Below are 14,588 nucleotides of genomic sequence, written 5' to 3' on the forward strand. Positions count from 1 at the left end.
CAAAAACTAATTTTAATTTAATTGTATTTTAACATACGTATTCAAAATATCAACATTTAAAAAATAAAAAGTTGAGACTGACGTCCCAACTTTGCTAATCATTTTGAACAACAACTTTTGTTCCAACCTTTAAATTTTGCATCATCCATTTCGCATCCGGAACTGACAGCCGAATACACCCGTGCGAAGCCGGTTGCTTCCCGAGCTTCTCAGCTTCCGGGACATTGTAACTTCCATCTTTCTTTGTTGGGACCGTGTGGAAAAGATAAACCCCGTTATCCTTCCATGAAACCCAGTAATTTGCGCCTTCATTTAATGAATTATTGAAGAAACTTTGGCCCCGTTCCGGTTGAATTTGGTATGTTCCCGTCGGCGTATCACTGACCATCTTTCCGGTATTCGGATCCTTGTGGAAAAGGCCACCGCTGCAATACATCGTGTAAATTACTTTATTTCCCGACATTAAATATGTTCGGTTCTTTAATAACGCCACTTTGATCCAGAAATTTTTAACGTTATTCAGATTGGGATACGGAACCTTTTCTGAAGACTCCTTCCAATTGATTGGCGTGCGCATTACTGATTTTGCAGCCCGTTTCTTTGCGGCTGCGGCTTTTTTCTTCGCAATTTTAGCAGCTCGCGCTTTGGCCTGTTGTTCGATCACGATTTGGTGATAATCAGCAACATGCATACAGTGCCGATAGCCAAAAAGGCCAAGAAGCGTCATTATTAAGATTAAAATATCAATTTTTCGAAATTTAATGTTCGCCAGTTTCTCTTGTCGCCGACGCTTAATCGATTCGCTTCGTTTTTCCATGCTTTCCTTTTATCTCCAGTAGATACAAAGGGTTGAACAGCACTGTAAAACTTTCGCTTTTTCCGTTCAACCCATTGTTTAAATATTATCGTTTTTGTTAAATAATGAATCAACTGATTGATTATGATAAATCAATGAAATTGCCTTTGCAAAAATCGGTGCAACTGATAAGATTCTTAACTGTTCAAACTTCTTCTCTTCAGGCATCTGAATCGTATCGGTTACAACAACCTCTTTAAGCTCTGAATTTTTCAATTCGTTAACTGCATTGCCGGAGAAAATTGCGTGCGTTGCACAACCGTAAACGTCCGTTGCCCCCGCCTGTTTCAATACAGCGGCAGCATCCGCCATTTTCGCACCCGTGTCGATCATATCATCAAAGATAATGCATTGATGACCTTTTACGTCACCGATCACATCCGTATTTTTATCAACGCGTTTCGAATCCCGCTTATCAACAATTGCAATTGGTGCTTTCAGGCATTCTGCCAAATTCCGGGCCAATTTCACACTGCTATGATCCGGAGCAACGACCACAACATCCTTATCAAGGCCGTTCTTCTTGAAGTAATCAGCTTGACTATAGATTGCTAAAAGGTGGTCAACCGGAATATTAAAGAATCCCTGTAATTGACCGGCATGCAAATCAAGGGTAACCACCCGATCAGCCCCCGCCATCGTCAAAAAGTTAGCAATCAATTTTGCGGTGATTGGTTCCCGCGGCCGGGTCTTCCGATCGGCCCGCGCATAACCATAATACGGGATAACACAGTTGATCGTCCCGGCACTAGCCCGGCGTAATGCATCGATCATTACCATTAATTCCATAAAGTTTTCGTTAACTGGATCTGAAATTGATTGAATAACAAAAACATCACATCCACGAACACTCGAATCAATATTGATTTGAATTTCACCGTCGCTGAAATGATGAACGGTTGTATCACTTAATTCAACTCCGAGATCATCGGCAATCTTTTGGGCCAATTCAGGGTTGGAATTTAAGGCAAACAGTTTAATTCCGGCATTATCTTGATTCATTTATGTCTTTCCTCCAGCATTCAGCAATCATTATGTTCTTTCTTAATTCTATGGTATTTCAGACGTTTGTCAAGAACGCTTAGATGACGAAAACATGACAATGCGGTTAAAAATAGGAGGCTGCTCATGTGTGCAACCTCCGCAATCAGTTTTATCAAGACTCGTTCAATTCTTACATTGCATGATTCAACAATTGATCAACTGAGATGTGATACAAATCACTTAAATATACCAGACTTTCCAAATCCGGATAGCTGACATCGCGTTCCCAGTTTGAAACGGTTTGCCGTGAAACGTGTAAAATATCGGCAACCTCTTTTTGGGTAAAGTGATAACTTTCACGCTCTTCTTCTAAATTCTTTCCTAATTCCATAAAATATTCCTCCATTTCTTTCATCAAACTTTAATCTTGAACCTCTTAATAAAACTGTTTCCCCTTTAGTTTTAATTCTAACACACCTCAATTAATTAAAAAAATCTAATCAAGGTATACAAGCGCAAAAAATTTCTGTACCAATTCTGATGATAATATTCAAAAGGAAGGGGTGGCAAAACGTTAAAAACGAGCGTGGCGGAAGCAGAAAAGCGAACGAATCGCGCAGCATAGATTCGGAGGTTTTCGAACTTCACTAGCTTCGCGTCGTAGCTCCGTTTGTTTTGGAACCCGATTATGTGAATATAACAAAAAGGCTGCGACTTTGTGTCACAACCTCTCTCTTTAAACTCTAGAATGAACGAATATTCAATTTCTTCTTTAACAGATACCGTACACCAAAACCAATAAGTGCAAACAGGATATCAGCAAGCGGCGTAAAGGCCGGGTTGACTTGTGGCGGAATCTTGGCAATCAATGCAAAGGCAGCGAACCAAACGATCAATAAGCCTAAGAAGACTCCAATTGCCCGTAAGATTCGGTGCTTGGCCTTCCGGTTATTCATTACCTTGTAGAATCCTGCTAATCCTAAGCCGGCAATTACAGAAGTTGAAACGATCGTTAACCACCCAGCATCTGCCGTTTGCCGTTTTGAAAACAGACCTAAAATTCCGTACATTGCACAGAACATAACGAACATCAATAATCCGTTATCCAAAGCTGATTCCCAGAACTTTGGCGGTTTGTTTTCCAATTCCCGCTTCGGTCCGTTAATAATATCATCTGCTTTTTTAGCAGCCGGACCATATAACTTTGCAGCTGTATAGCCTTGTTTTTGCTTAACTTTTAATTCTTCATAAACTTCATTCAAAGCAGTTGCTTTCTTTTCAGGATCATACCCTTGAGCATTCAACGCCCGGTTTAACTTGATCATGTACTCTGCATTCCGTTTAGTCAAATCCGCGAATTGCTTATTAATTTCGATCATTTTTTCCTGACGTTCTTTTTCACGGGTTTCTGCTTGACGTTGAGCTGCTTCTTGATTTTTTTGCCGAATATCTTCGTCTGCCACAATGGTTCCTCCTTTAACTGAAATCGACTTTTAAACTCTTATTTTAGACATTGAACCGGAATTCAATAATGTCGCCATCTTGAACCACGTAGTCTTTTCCTTCAAGGCGCATTTTACCGGCTTCTTTAACGGCTTGCATGCTACCATATTTATCAAGGTCATCAAACGAAACAGTTTCGGCACGAATAAAGCCCCGTTCAAAGTCTGAGTGAATAATTCCGGCAACTTGCGGAGCCTTCATTCCGTGTCTGAAGGTCCAAGCCCGGGTTTCTTTTCCGCCAGCCGTAAAGAAGGTTTCAAGCCCTAACAACTTGTATGAAGCTCGAATCAACCGGTTCAAGCCAGGTTCTTCAACGCCTTCCATTTCAAGGAATTCCTTCTTTTCGTCATCATCCATTTCGGCAATTTCTTCTTCCGTTCCAGCGGCAACCCCAATAACTTCTGAACCGGGATCGTTTTCAGCTAAGAACTTCTTGATTTCTGGCATGTATTTGTTGCCGTCTGGATCAGCCATATCTTCTTCACCAATATTTGCAACGTAAAGGACCGGCTTTGAAGTTAATAAGAATAAGCCCTTAACGATTTTCTTTTCATCATCGTTAAATTCGATCGAACGAACCGGCTTTCCTTCTTCAAGCACTGGTTTGATCTTTTGCAAAACAGCGAATTCAGCCTGGGCATCCTTATCGCGCCCTGTTTTAGCAACCTTTTCCACCCGGGTATACCGCTTATTGATCGATTCAAGGTCGGCCAATACCAATTCAAGATTGATTGTGTTGATATCATCGATCGGGTCAACTTTTCCTGAAACGTGAGTGATATTATCATCATCAAAGGCCCGAACAACGTGAACGATCGCGTCACATTGACGAATGTTTTCCAGGAATTTATTTCCTAATCCTTCACCCTTGCTGGCCCCCTTAACAATTCCCGCAATATCGGTAAATTCAAAGGTTGTGTGGACGATTTTTTTGGCAGGGATGATTTCATCGATCCGCGCTAACCGTTTATCAGGAACTTCAACCATTCCTACATTGGGATCAATTGTCGCAAATGGATAATTTGCCATTTCTGCTCCTGCTTTTGTAATTGCGTTAAATAGCGTTGACTTTCCAACATTTGGCAAGCCGACAATTCCAGCTGTTAATGCCATTTCATTCACTCTTTCTAATTAGCTTTTTCTAAAATTTTCTTCATTTTGCGTTCAAATTCACGCCGGGGAAGCATTACAATATGGCCGCACCCCGTGCATTCGATCTTGATATCCATTCCCATCCGAATGATTTTCCAGCGGTTAGTTCCGCACGGATGAGCCTTTTTCATTTCAACAATGTCGTTTAAATCATAATCTTTCATTTAAAAGCTCGCCTCATAAATTAATTCATGATTACAACTCAATGTTTAAAACATCCAAGATTCGATTAAAATCTTCCGTTGACAGGTAGTTGATCTCGATTTTACCCTTGCCCGTCTTTTCGTTGGCTTTGATTGCAACCTTCGTTCCAAATTTTTCTTGAAGCCGGTCTTGGCTTTGAAGAAGATACGGTGAAAGTTTCTTTTTCCGGTCCTTTTTGACCTTCTTTTTCCCGTTCATGTCATTGACGATTTGTTCCAATTGACGAACCGTGTAGTTTTCCTTGACCGTCTTCTTTGCAAGTTCAACTAACTTATCTTTATCTTTCAAAGCAAGCAATGTCCGGGCCTGGCCCATTGACAACTTACCGTCCTGAACAAGTGCTTTGACCTCTCGGGGCAGATCCAAGAGACGCAAATAGTTTGCAATATATGGACGGGACTTGCCTAACCGTTCTGATAACTCTGACTGGGTAATTTTCAAGTTTTTCATTAACGTACTGTAAGCCTCAGCCTCTTCAAGCGGGCTTAAATCTTCCCGTTGCAGGTTTTCAAGGACGGCAACTTCCATCATTTGTTCATCGTCAATTGCCCGCACAATTGCTGGAATTGAATCCTTGCCAGCTAATTTTGAAGCCCGAAAACGGCGTTCACCGGCAATGATCTCATAACCCATCACGCTTGATTTGCGCACAATGATTGGTTGGAAGACCCCATTTTTCCGAATTGAATCTGATAAATCTTTTAAATTTTCTTCATCAAAGTTTTTCCGCGGTTGATAAGGATTGGGACGGATCTCATCAAGTTGAAGTTCTTCAACCTTTTCATCTGCTTCTTTCTCTTCGTCAAAATCAGCAAATAAAGCATTGATTCCGCGGCCAAGTCCCTTTTTATTCTTACTTGCCATGAGCTGCCAAGACCTCCTTTGCTAACGCCATGTATTCCTTTGCTCCCCGTGATGATGGATCATAGTCAATGATTGACATTCCATGACTTGGAGCTTCTGAAAGCCGAACGTTGCGGGGAATAATCGTTTGATAAACCTTATCTTTAAAGAACCGTTTAACTTCTTCAACAACTTCGTTTCCAAGGTTGGTCCGGGCATCGAGCATCGTTAATAAGACCCCTTCGATCTTCAAGTTTGGATTGAAGTGCTTTTGCACAAGTTGAATCGTATTTAATAACTGACTTAATCCTTCCAAAGCATAGTATTCGCTTTGAACCGGAATCAAAATCGTATCGCAAGCTGTAAATGCGTTGATCGTCAGCATTCCAAGTGAAGGTGGGCAGTCGATCAAAATATAATCATAGCTGTCCCGAATTGGCACAACTGCATCAGCTAACCGCTTTTCGCGCGCCATCTGAGATGTCAATTCAATTTCAGCACCTGATAATTGAATCGTTGCCGGAACAATATCAAGGTTCTTCCGACTGGTGTGGATAATCACATCCGTCATTGGAACTTCATTTACCAGAACATCATAAACATCAGCTTTAATATCTGCTTTCCGAATTCCAAGTCCGCTTGTTGCGTTTCCTTGGGCATCGGCATCGATCAATAATACTTTCTGGCCTAATTTTGCTAAACAAGCACCAAGGTTAATGCTCGTTGTGGTTTTACCAACCCCGCCTTTTTGGTTGGCAAGTGCAATTACGCGTCCCATCTAATCCACTCTCCTTCACTATTTTCGTTCATTTTTATTTTTTAATGGAATTTCAATTACAATTTTTTGAACGTCATCGGTGGTCTCTTCTTCAACCTGAACGTCGATTCCCGTTTCACGAACCATCTTGACTGACTGTTTGATCGTATTGACTGCCAGTCGAACATCCTTGGCAACCCCTTTAATTTGCGGCCGGTTCTTCGGCTTCATGCGGGGAACAACGATCCGGTTGACCTTCTTTTCAGTTTCCTTAACTGAAAGGTGATTATTCAAAACATCTTTTAAGACCTTGGCCTGTTGTTCGTTATCTAATCGAACCAGCGCCCGCCCGTGCCGTTCTGAGATCTTACGGTTTAAGATTGCTTGCTGAACTGGCCGGCTCAGCTTCAGCAACCGTAACTTATTGGCAATAAATGATTGGCTTTTCCCAAGTTCTTCGGCCAACTGTGCCTGAGTCAAATTGTTCAAATCAAGTAATCGTTGGTATGCTTCAGCCTCTTCGATCGAGGTTAACTCTTCGCGTTGTAAGTTTTCAATCACCGCCATTGAAGCTGCTTCGGTATCCGACATTGTCCGGACAATTGCCGGGACTTTTTCCCACTTTAACGTTTGAATTGCGCGGAAACGCCGTTCACCAGCAATGATTTCATATTTTCCAGGTTCATATTCGCGCAAAATAATTGGCTGAAGTAACCCGTGATCTTTGATCGTATCCGCTAATTCATCGATCTTTTCCTGAGCAAAAATTTGCCGTGGTTGAAAGCGATTGGGAATGATCTGATTGACCGCAATTTCTTCAACCTGGTCTTCTGGACGAGGCTGCTGTTCAACATCTGGCGTTGCGGTTTCAGCATCCTTTTCCTTCTTTTTATTCTTACCCCAAAATAAAAATGCCATAATTTTCCTCCTTTGATTGTCTAAACAATCGGATTCCGTGCAGGAGTACCCGCCTTGCGCGGATATTGCTTTGGCGTTGATTTAACTTTTTCAACGATCAATAAGTGACGTTCATCATGCGTGGCTGGCAATTCAGTTTGAATATCTTGTTTAAACTGCCCGCCAAGAACTTGAATTGCCTTCTGGGCATCAGCTAATTCTTGATCGGCTTTTTGGGCTTTAAGCGCAATAAATTGGCCGCCGACTTTGACCAGTGGCAGACACAATTCTGTTAAAACGGACATGCGGGCCACCGCCCGGGCAGTCACAAAATCATAGCTTTCACGATGCTTACTCTTTTTGCCCGCGAATTCTTCCGCTCGGGCATGGCACAGTTCAACATCGGTCAGCCCCAGCCGGGTAATTAATTCTTGAAGAAACTTAATGCGTTTATTCAATGAATCAACGATCGTCACTTTTAATTGCGGAAAAGCAATTTTCATTGGAATTGATGGAAATCCGGCACCAGCACCTACATCGCAAAGCGTAACTGCTTCCGTCCGAAGAGCTGGAACTTCAATTCCAAGGATCAGCGAATCATAGAAATGTTTTAAATAAACTTCTTTTTTCGCCGTAATTGCTGTTAAGTTTACAACTTTATTAGTATCAACCAGCAACTCGTAATAATCTTCAAACTGTTTTATCTGCTTATCAGAAAGCATGATTCCATGAAGTGCAAGTTCCTGTTTAAATTCTTCTGGTGTCATCGGATTTCCTTTCTCTGTTCTTCGTGAAACACTTAATTTTTCAATGTTTCACACTACTGATAAGTTTAATTTATTTACTCATTAAAAGCAAGGTGAATTCCAGAACCAGACTCTTTCTTTGAGAATTTTTATTCATTTCTTTTTACGCTATACTTATATAGTAGAAATTTATCAAATGAGGAATTTAAATGACTGAATTTTTTAATGAACCAACCACCGAACAGCTTCCGCACTTAAGCTTAAATCATGAATATTTACCGCATCATTTTGTTCACGTTCTTGTTCCCCCAACCGCCAAGTTCAATCCGTTGATTATTTTCATCGGGGACAACCAAGAACAGCTTCACCCCATTCCGCTTTCCCGGTTAAGCGCCCATGGATTCACAATTGCGATGATGGCAGCTGATCAATTAACCGGGGAGCTGCATCATCAGGTGGGCGAAATTAAATCTGCAATTCGCTTTTTGCTTTTGCACGCCGCCCAATTTTCAATCGACACTAACCGGATCTTCATCTGGGGCGAAAAGCGCGGAGCCGATCTAAGCGGAATTACCCTTTTAACTGCTAATGATCCTGAATGGAATGCTGAAGATCCGCGGGTTCTCCCCTTACGTTTCCGGGCTGGCTTTTTATTCGGTGAGACGGATTACGCCAAATTAACCGCAATGATTCCGTCGCATAAACGGCCGGCGTTGTTTATCTATAACGGCGAACTTGATTCATTTGATGAAGCATGCCGGACTCAATTTATCAAGGCCTATCGTCTTCAAAATGAAGTCCAGGATTTTATTTTGAGGAGTACTGCCAGCGGAACCAATGCTTTTTACACCCCGTATATACTGACAATCATTGAAAAACAGATTCAAAAACATTTATAAACAAAAAAGATAAAAAATTTCCCAAAAAGGATTGACACTCAATTAAAACCAAGGTACTATATAAATATTGATGAAAGAGCTTTGTGAGCTTCCATCTCCCCCTAGATTCGGCTCACGTTAATATGAGTTCTGTTCATCATCACTTACTCCTTTTTTCTCTGCACTATACAATGTATAATGCAGAGTTTTTTTATGTCTTCCTGCATCCCATGCGGGTTATTTTTTACTCTTTTTTCACTTCACAAAAAAATCAATAAAAAAATTTAAATCGTAATCCTCTTTTTTCACTTTCTGATAAACCAACAATTTAATTTAAATTCTAAATCGTAATCCCGTTTTGATGGTCTTTTCACGGTTGACACGTCCAGATTGCCCCTTTATTATCTAAAAAGTAATCATTACTAATTTCATTAAAGGAGCTACTGAATGAAGAAATTTTCAAAACTATTTTTATTAGCTGTTGGTGCAATTTTCCTGACCTTTTCTTTAAGTGCCTGCGGAAAGCAATCATCAACTAAGAAAACGTCAGCAGACAAGATCAAGGTCGCTGCAACGACTAACTTTTACGGCAATATCGCCCAAGAAGTTCTTGGCAGTCACGGGACCGTAACCTCGATTATCGACAGCCCCAACGTTGATCCGCACGACTTTACCCCAACAACTGCAACTGCCAAAAAGGTTGCCAAGGCAAACCTCGTAATTGAAAATGGCGTTGGCTATGATACCTGGGTCAATAAACTGCAAGCCCGGAAAATTCTTTCAGTTGGAAAAATCGTTGGTGCCAAAGACGGCGATAACGAACACTTATGGTACAATCCCGATAACATCGAAAAGTATGTTGACGCCCTTGCTGTCCAATACGGTCGGCTTTTGCCTCAAGACGCCGCAGCCTTCAAAAAGAACGCGGCTGCTTATAAAAAGAAATTAAACGTCCTTAACCAAAAAATGAATCAAATCAAAAACGAGAAGCAAAATGCCAACGTCGCAGTCAGTGAACCGGTCTTTAACTACGCCCTTCAAAAAATGGGCTTTAAGGTTACCGACAACCATTTTGCCCTTGCAATCGAAGAAGGATCAGATCCGTCATATACTGATATTCGCGACTTGCAAAACAGTATTAAAGAACACCAAATCGCCTTTTTCGTTTTAAATAAACAGGATGATAGCAAAATCGTTGATAACATTGCTGACCTTTGCCGAAAAGAAAACATTTCGGTTCTCGAAGTTACCGAAACAATGCCAAAAGGCGGGAATTACATCGACTGGTTCAGTAATGAATTAGATCAACTCGCTAAAATCGTTCAAACAAAGAGGTAATCATCTATGCAACCAATCTTAGAAGTTGAAAATTTAGATATTAAAGTCCCTGACCGAACGCTTTTCCGGAACCTGAACTTTGCAATTCCGCGCAATGAATTAACCTGCATCACAGGTGAAAACGGCGTTGGTAAATCAACTTTGATCAAACATTTGATTCAAGATCTCAACCGGAATTCAACGATTCACGCCCAATTTGCAATCCCGCGCGATAAGGTTCAATACGTCCCGCAATTGCGTAACATTGATGATGAATATCCCCTTAATATCCATGACTTTGTTGCCTTAGGATTTAAGCATCGCATTCTTCCATGGAATTCAAGGGCGATGAACCAGCGGCTGCGTGAAATTTTGGATGAAACAAAATTGACCCGCATCCAAGCGCGGCCTTTAGGAAAAGCTTCCGGCGGTGAAAAGCAACGCGCTTACCTTGCCCAGGCATTGTGCGCTGATCCGCAGCTTTTAATTTTGGATGAAGCCACTGCTAACCTGGACCAGTCAGCCAAGCATTTTCTTTTGCAGCTTTTAAAATCGATCATGAAAAATCACGACCTTACTGTTCTCTTCATTACTCATGATCCTGAACTGATCACTGCATATGCTGATAACGAGTTGCACCTTGAAAATCAAACCGCAACGATGACTAAAATGAAGAAAGGAGAAAATTAATGTTTAATTATGCTTTTATGCAATATGCATTCATTGCTGGAATATTTATCGCATTAATTTGTGCTGTCATGGGCGTTTTCGTAATCGCCCGGCAAACCTCATTCTTTGCCCACACCCTTTCTGAAATCGGCTTTTCGGGTGCAAGTTTTGGTGTGTTTGCTGGCATTTCACCGCTTGCAGGAATGCTGCTTTTCACCTGTTGTAGCGCGTTATTTATCGGCTTTTCAGGTGAAAAGGTCAGCCGGCGCGAATCATCGATCAGTGTTTTTTCAGGAATTTTCTTAGGCTTGGGAGTTCTTTTCCTGTCACTTTCTGATAAACAAGCCAACTATGCAACCAGCATTTTGTTTGGGAGCATCGTCGGCATTGACGCTACTAACCTGCGTGATCTCGTTTGTTTGAGCATTTTCTTATTGATCCTGATTTTCTTTACTTTCCGGAAATTAGCTTTCAATTCTTTTGATGCTCAAGGTTCTGAATATAATCAACGGTATAACAAGCTGATTTCGATTCTCTTTCTCATAATGCTTGCGTTGACCGTCAGCATTACGGCGCAAATTATTGGCGCGTTGCTGATTTTCGTTCTGCTTACGATTCCGGCATCCGCATCTAAATACTATGCGCATTCATTATGGAAAATGATTGGCCTGACATTCATCTTCGCAATTACCGGAATTTGGCTCGGATTATATTTAAGTTATTTAACGAACTGGCCGGTCAGTTTCTTTATCACGGTCATTGAAGCATTGATTTATGGCAGTGCGATTTTAAAGCAAAAAATCAGCGATCATCATAATTAATATTTAATCAATATAATTCGATTAATCAAAAGTAAAAACAACGATAGTGTTCACTGATATGTGAACATTATTTTTTTATATCAAAATTTTATATGGAATTTAATTTTCCAAAGTGTTAGAATAGGTCACAACAGGGGTAGGATATATCTCGTAAATGGCCAATGGAACGGAATGTGAACTTTGGCAGAACCGTAATGGGCGATTTATATCCGCATTCACCATAAAATTCATCTGGTGTATGTGTCTCCCCCGTGGATTTTGGGAGGCTTTTTTTGATGAAAAAATTATCTTGGAAGAGTCCGAAACTCGATGTTCGGACCGTTACAATGTCTGCGTTGCTGATTGCGATTCAGATCGTTCTTAACAAAATTTCGATCGGCGATCCCGCCATTTTAAAAATCGGAATTGGTTTTCTTGGAACAGCATTGATCGGTTACCTGACCGGTCCGTGGCTTGGCGGCGTGATCCTCGTTCTTGTTGATATTATTTCCAATACCGTATTCAGTTCCGGCGGGGTCTTCTTTCCCGGATTTACCTTTTCCGCATTTATCAGTGGAATCATCGCCGGTGCATTTCTTTATCACCAGAAAGTTACCTGGCAACGGGTCTTCTTATATGAATTTATTCAAATCTTAATTTCAAACGTTATTTTTACGACTCTGTGGGTTTATATCTTAAGCATGACTTCCCCGCATCACATGGCACTAACCGCTTTGTTGGCTGTGCGGGTTCCTAAAGAAATTATTTCATGGCCAATTCAAGCAGCCGTTGACCTTCTGATTTTAAAGGCCGTGTCGAAAACCCAAATTGCAAAATAAAAAAATGGTTGGCAATCGCCAACCATTTTTTATGCTTTCTTCGCATCAATTTCTTTGGTACTGTGATGAACCCATCCAATATTGATCAAAACCAGGAATGCAGTTGATAAGAACACACCGCCGTAGCCAAACATTCCTGAAACCGTTGAACCAATCAACGGGCCAAAAATGTTTCCCATAAATTGGGCTGACTGGTTATAACTAAATACCCGGCCTGAATATTCATTCGGCGAATACTTCGCCAATAACGTCTGCACTTGTGGAAGCAATGCCGCATCTGAAATTCCAACTAAGAACCGCAGAATTCCTAATTGCCAAACGTTCGTTACAAAGGCTTGTGGGATATAGACTAACATTGCAAAAATCAAGCCGCCACGCAAAATTTTCTGCGTTCCAATCTTATCGCCCCACGTTCCAAATAACGGAGCGGCAAACAAGGTCGCAATCCCCGGCAAAGCGGCAATGATCCCGCTGACCATGTCCACACTATGTCCGCCGTGCAGTAATTGCTGAACATATAAACTAATGACCGGTGAAATCGAATTGTTTCCAGCCTGGATAATCAATGTTGTAACAAACATTCCAATGATCACCTGCGGATATTCAAGCGACTTGAATAATTCGCGCGCTGGAAGCGTCTTTTCCTTTGAAACCGGCGTAAAATTTCGTTCATGTACAAAGAAGAGGGTCAAAACAAACACCGTTGCATATGCCAATCCAGTGAGGAAGAAAGTTACTCGATAACCAAATGCTCCAGCAACTGCTCCCCCAAATAACGGTCCAAGAAGCATTCCGGCCGTTGTCCCGGTCGATAAGGTACTCAATGCTTTCCCGCTGTGTTTACTTGGAACTTGAGAGGCGATCAATGCTGAGGTATTCGCAACATACCCTGCAAAAAATCCTTGAAGTAACCGTAAAAGGGCTAGTTGCCATACATGAGCAACCAATCCCATTGAAGCCATCATGACTCCCATGCCGGCTGCCGAAATCAGCATCACTTTCTTGCGACCGTGCCGATCAGCAAATTTTCCCCAAATCGGGGCCATCCATGATGAAATTAGAAAAGTTGCTGAAAAAACGATTCCGCTCCAAAGATTCAATTGCATCCGATTAAAATGTCCCAATGTCTTAATATATAAGGACATAAACGGCATGATCAATTGGAATCCCATTCCAACGATAAAGTTTCCAAACCAAAGAACCCGCAAGTTCTGTTTCCACTCTGGGATTTTTGCTTTCAAAGTCTCACCTCATTCTAACTATTTGTAAGTAAATTCATAACTTACTATTATACACGCTTTTCAGAAAAAAGCTAATTTTTAAGGCGGACTTTCAGAAAACTATCTCAAGAATTGATCGATCCGATGCTTCAAATCTGGTAAGACTTCTTTTTCAAACCACGGATTACGACTCATCCATAATTGATTCCGCGGTGAAGGGTGAACCAATGGGAAATATTGTGGCAAATAATCCTGGTAATTATGAACAACATCCGTTAGTTTCGCCGAACTTTTAAGGTGTAAATAGTGCTTAGTTGCATAACTTCCAACTAATAGCGTCAATTTTAAATTCGGCATGGCTTCTAACAACCGCGGGTGCCATTTTTCAGCAAAACCTTTCCGCGGTGGAAGGTCGCCTGATTTGCCCTTTCCCGGAAAATAAAAATCCATCGGAAGAACCGCAATTTTACCTGAATGATAAAATTCGTCATGACTAACTCCCATCCAATCGCGAAGCCGATCGCCGCTTTTGTCATTCCACACGATTTGAGTATCTTGAGCGACCCGTCCTGGAGCCTGGCCGACGATCAAAATCCGGGCATCCGCGTCAGCATAATATAACGGATCGATTCCCTTTTTCGTGTATTCTTGATTCATTGGATCTGCTTTAATTTCTTCAAAAATCTTTTGAAACTGATCTTCCATTTTTCTCCTCCTAAAATCCTTAATCACCCTTATTATAGTAAAAAAATAAAGATGTAACAGAACTGTAAATTATGAAGATTATGTTAACGACTCCAAATTGCATTAGACCAGCATTTACATTGTATTAATTTTTTTATATGTACCTTTTGATAATTTGACGCATTATGTAAAGCCCTTTAAAATATAATTTGGGTGTATTTTTAAAGTCTTATAGTTAT

17 protein-coding genes and 1 riboswitch are annotated in these 14,588 nt (G+C 41.1%); of the genes, 5 read left to right on the top strand and 12 right to left on the bottom strand.

Annotated elements, in window-relative coordinates; translation table 11 throughout:
- Positions 1 to 94: 94 nt before the first annotated feature.
- From A3O17_RS05370 to rsmG, 10 genes are all read right to left on the bottom strand, one after another.
- Entirely contained in the window at positions 95 to 691 is a 597-nt protein-coding gene (locus A3O17_RS05370; RefSeq protein WP_404802650.1) for a L,D-transpeptidase, read from the bottom strand.
- A gap of 204 nt (positions 692 to 895) precedes the next feature.
- Entirely contained in the window at positions 896 to 1,858 is a 963-nt protein-coding gene (locus A3O17_RS05375) for a ribose-phosphate diphosphokinase (protein ID WP_064208235.1), read from the bottom strand.
- Positions 1,859 to 2,030: 172 nt separating this feature from the next.
- On the bottom strand, positions 2,031 to 2,231 hold the full coding sequence (locus tag A3O17_RS05380) for a helix-turn-helix domain-containing protein (RefSeq protein ID WP_057907160.1): 201 nt from the start codon (positions 2,229 to 2,231) through the stop codon (positions 2,031 to 2,033).
- 352 nt (positions 2,232 to 2,583) lie between these two features.
- The gene (locus A3O17_RS05385) at positions 2,584 to 3,303 is read right to left on the bottom strand and encodes a DUF1129 family protein (RefSeq protein WP_064208236.1); all 720 of its coding nucleotides are present in this window, start codon (positions 3,301 to 3,303) and stop codon (positions 2,584 to 2,586) included.
- Between the two features lie 43 nt (positions 3,304 to 3,346).
- Positions 3,347 to 4,456, bottom strand: coding sequence for a redox-regulated ATPase YchF (gene ychF / locus A3O17_RS05390; protein WP_057827012.1), 1,110 nt, complete (start codon positions 4,454 to 4,456; stop codon positions 3,347 to 3,349).
- Positions 4,457 to 4,470: 14 nt separating this feature from the next.
- Positions 4,471 to 4,659: a DUF951 domain-containing protein gene (locus A3O17_RS05395; protein ID WP_057827013.1), complete on the bottom strand. Its 189-nt coding sequence runs from the start codon at positions 4,657 to 4,659 to the stop codon at positions 4,471 to 4,473.
- 31 nt (positions 4,660 to 4,690) lie between these two features.
- Positions 4,691 to 5,563: a ParB/RepB/Spo0J family partition protein gene (locus A3O17_RS05400; RefSeq protein ID WP_064208237.1), complete on the bottom strand. Its 873-nt coding sequence runs from the start codon at positions 5,561 to 5,563 to the stop codon at positions 4,691 to 4,693.
- Positions 5,553 to 6,320, bottom strand: a complete 768-nt coding sequence (locus tag A3O17_RS05405) for a ParA family protein (RefSeq protein ID WP_057827015.1) — start codon at positions 6,318 to 6,320, stop codon at positions 5,553 to 5,555. Before A3O17_RS05405 ends, A3O17_RS05400 begins: the two co-directional genes overlap by 11 nt.
- Before the next feature lie 18 nt (positions 6,321 to 6,338).
- Positions 6,339 to 7,217 carry a nucleoid occlusion protein gene (gene noc / locus A3O17_RS05410; protein ID WP_064208238.1) on the bottom strand — a complete coding sequence of 293 codons (879 nt, stop codon included), beginning with the start codon at positions 7,215 to 7,217 and terminating at the stop codon, positions 6,339 to 6,341.
- A 20-nt stretch (positions 7,218 to 7,237) separates the two neighbouring features.
- Complete coding sequence (rsmG, locus tag A3O17_RS05415) at positions 7,238 to 7,963, bottom strand: 16S rRNA (guanine(527)-N(7))-methyltransferase RsmG (protein ID WP_064208239.1); 726 nt, start codon at positions 7,961 to 7,963, stop codon at positions 7,238 to 7,240.
- Between the two features lie 188 nt (positions 7,964 to 8,151).
- On the opposite strand from rsmG, the gene A3O17_RS05420 reads away from it, so the two are divergent.
- The 5 genes from A3O17_RS05420 (at position 8,152) to A3O17_RS05440 (ending at position 12,445) form a co-directional block, all read left to right on the top strand.
- Positions 8,152 to 8,841 carry an alpha/beta hydrolase family protein gene (locus A3O17_RS05420; protein ID WP_064208240.1) on the top strand — a complete coding sequence of 230 codons (690 nt, stop codon included), beginning with the start codon at positions 8,152 to 8,154 and terminating at the stop codon, positions 8,839 to 8,841.
- A gap of 426 nt (positions 8,842 to 9,267) precedes the next feature.
- Complete coding sequence (locus A3O17_RS05425) at positions 9,268 to 10,158, top strand: metal ABC transporter solute-binding protein, Zn/Mn family (RefSeq protein ID WP_064213126.1); 891 nt, start codon at positions 9,268 to 9,270, stop codon at positions 10,156 to 10,158.
- Positions 10,159 to 10,164: 6 nt separating this feature from the next.
- On the top strand, positions 10,165 to 10,827 hold the full coding sequence (locus A3O17_RS05430; protein WP_064208242.1) for a metal ABC transporter ATP-binding protein: 663 nt from the start codon (positions 10,165 to 10,167) through the stop codon (positions 10,825 to 10,827).
- Positions 10,827 to 11,627 carry a metal ABC transporter permease gene (locus A3O17_RS05435; protein WP_064213125.1) on the top strand — a complete coding sequence of 267 codons (801 nt, stop codon included), beginning with the start codon at positions 10,827 to 10,829 and terminating at the stop codon, positions 11,625 to 11,627. The genes A3O17_RS05430 and A3O17_RS05435 overlap by 1 nt, the downstream gene beginning before the upstream one ends.
- Positions 11,628 to 11,757: 130 nt before the next feature.
- A riboswitch (THF riboswitch) is annotated at positions 11,758 to 11,849 on the top strand.
- A gap of 53 nt (positions 11,850 to 11,902) precedes the next feature.
- Positions 11,903 to 12,445: a folate family ECF transporter S component gene (locus A3O17_RS05440; RefSeq protein WP_057827022.1), complete on the top strand. Its 543-nt coding sequence runs from the start codon at positions 11,903 to 11,905 to the stop codon at positions 12,443 to 12,445.
- A gap of 29 nt (positions 12,446 to 12,474) precedes the next feature.
- Here A3O17_RS05440 and A3O17_RS05445 read toward each other — a convergent pair whose 3' ends face one another.
- Together A3O17_RS05445 and A3O17_RS05450 are read right to left on the bottom strand one after the other, a co-directional pair.
- Positions 12,475 to 13,686 carry a multidrug efflux MFS transporter gene (locus A3O17_RS05445; protein ID WP_064213124.1) on the bottom strand — a complete coding sequence of 404 codons (1,212 nt, stop codon included), beginning with the start codon at positions 13,684 to 13,686 and terminating at the stop codon, positions 12,475 to 12,477.
- 99 nt (positions 13,687 to 13,785) lie between these two features.
- Complete coding sequence (locus A3O17_RS05450; RefSeq protein ID WP_064213123.1) at positions 13,786 to 14,370, bottom strand: uracil-DNA glycosylase family protein; 585 nt, start codon at positions 14,368 to 14,370, stop codon at positions 13,786 to 13,788.
- Positions 14,371 to 14,588 lie beyond the last annotated feature (218 nt).

It is taken from the genome of Ligilactobacillus aviarius (genome assembly GCF_001654615.1).
GTDB lineage: Bacteria > Bacillota > Bacilli > Lactobacillales > Lactobacillaceae > Ligilactobacillus > Ligilactobacillus aviarius_B.

What these genes read in the sequence shown, in the direction of transcription:
- A3O17_RS05370 (WP_404802650.1), bottom strand. Translation starts at nt 691, where the DNA reads ATGCATGTTGCTGATTATCACCAAATCGTGATCGAACAACAGGCCAAA.
- A3O17_RS05375 (WP_064208235.1), bottom strand. Translation starts at nt 1,858, where the DNA reads ATGAATCAAGATAATGCCGGAATTAAACTGTTTGCCTTAAATTCCAAC.
- A3O17_RS05380 (WP_057907160.1), bottom strand. Translation starts at nt 2,231, where the DNA reads ATGGAATTAGGAAAGAATTTAGAAGAAGAGCGTGAAAGTTATCACTTT.
- ychF (WP_057827012.1), bottom strand. Translation starts at nt 4,456, where the DNA reads ATGGCATTAACAGCTGGAATTGTCGGCTTGCCAAATGTTGGAAAGTCA.
- A3O17_RS05395 (WP_057827013.1), bottom strand. Translation starts at nt 4,659, where the DNA reads ATGAAAGATTATGATTTAAACGACATTGTTGAAATGAAAAAGGCTCAT.
- A3O17_RS05400 (WP_064208237.1), bottom strand. Translation starts at nt 5,563, where the DNA reads ATGGCAAGTAAGAATAAAAAGGGACTTGGCCGCGGAATCAATGCTTTA.
- A3O17_RS05405 (WP_057827015.1), bottom strand. Translation starts at nt 6,320, where the DNA reads ATGGGACGCGTAATTGCACTTGCCAACCAAAAAGGCGGGGTTGGTAAA.
- noc (WP_064208238.1), bottom strand. Translation starts at nt 7,217, where the DNA reads ATGGCATTTTTATTTTGGGGTAAGAATAAAAAGAAGGAAAAGGATGCT.
- rsmG (WP_064208239.1), bottom strand. Translation starts at nt 7,963, where the DNA reads ATGACACCAGAAGAATTTAAACAGGAACTTGCACTTCATGGAATCATG.
- A3O17_RS05420 (WP_064208240.1), top strand. Translation starts at nt 8,152, where the DNA reads ATGACTGAATTTTTTAATGAACCAACCACCGAACAGCTTCCGCACTTA.
- A3O17_RS05425 (WP_064213126.1), top strand. Translation starts at nt 9,268, where the DNA reads ATGAAGAAATTTTCAAAACTATTTTTATTAGCTGTTGGTGCAATTTTC.
- A3O17_RS05430 (WP_064208242.1), top strand. Translation starts at nt 10,165, where the DNA reads ATGCAACCAATCTTAGAAGTTGAAAATTTAGATATTAAAGTCCCTGAC.
- A3O17_RS05435 (WP_064213125.1), top strand. Translation starts at nt 10,827, where the DNA reads ATGTTTAATTATGCTTTTATGCAATATGCATTCATTGCTGGAATATTT.
- A3O17_RS05440 (WP_057827022.1), top strand. Translation starts at nt 11,903, where the DNA reads ATGAAAAAATTATCTTGGAAGAGTCCGAAACTCGATGTTCGGACCGTT.
- A3O17_RS05450 (WP_064213123.1), bottom strand. Translation starts at nt 14,370, where the DNA reads ATGGAAGATCAGTTTCAAAAGATTTTTGAAGAAATTAAAGCAGATCCA.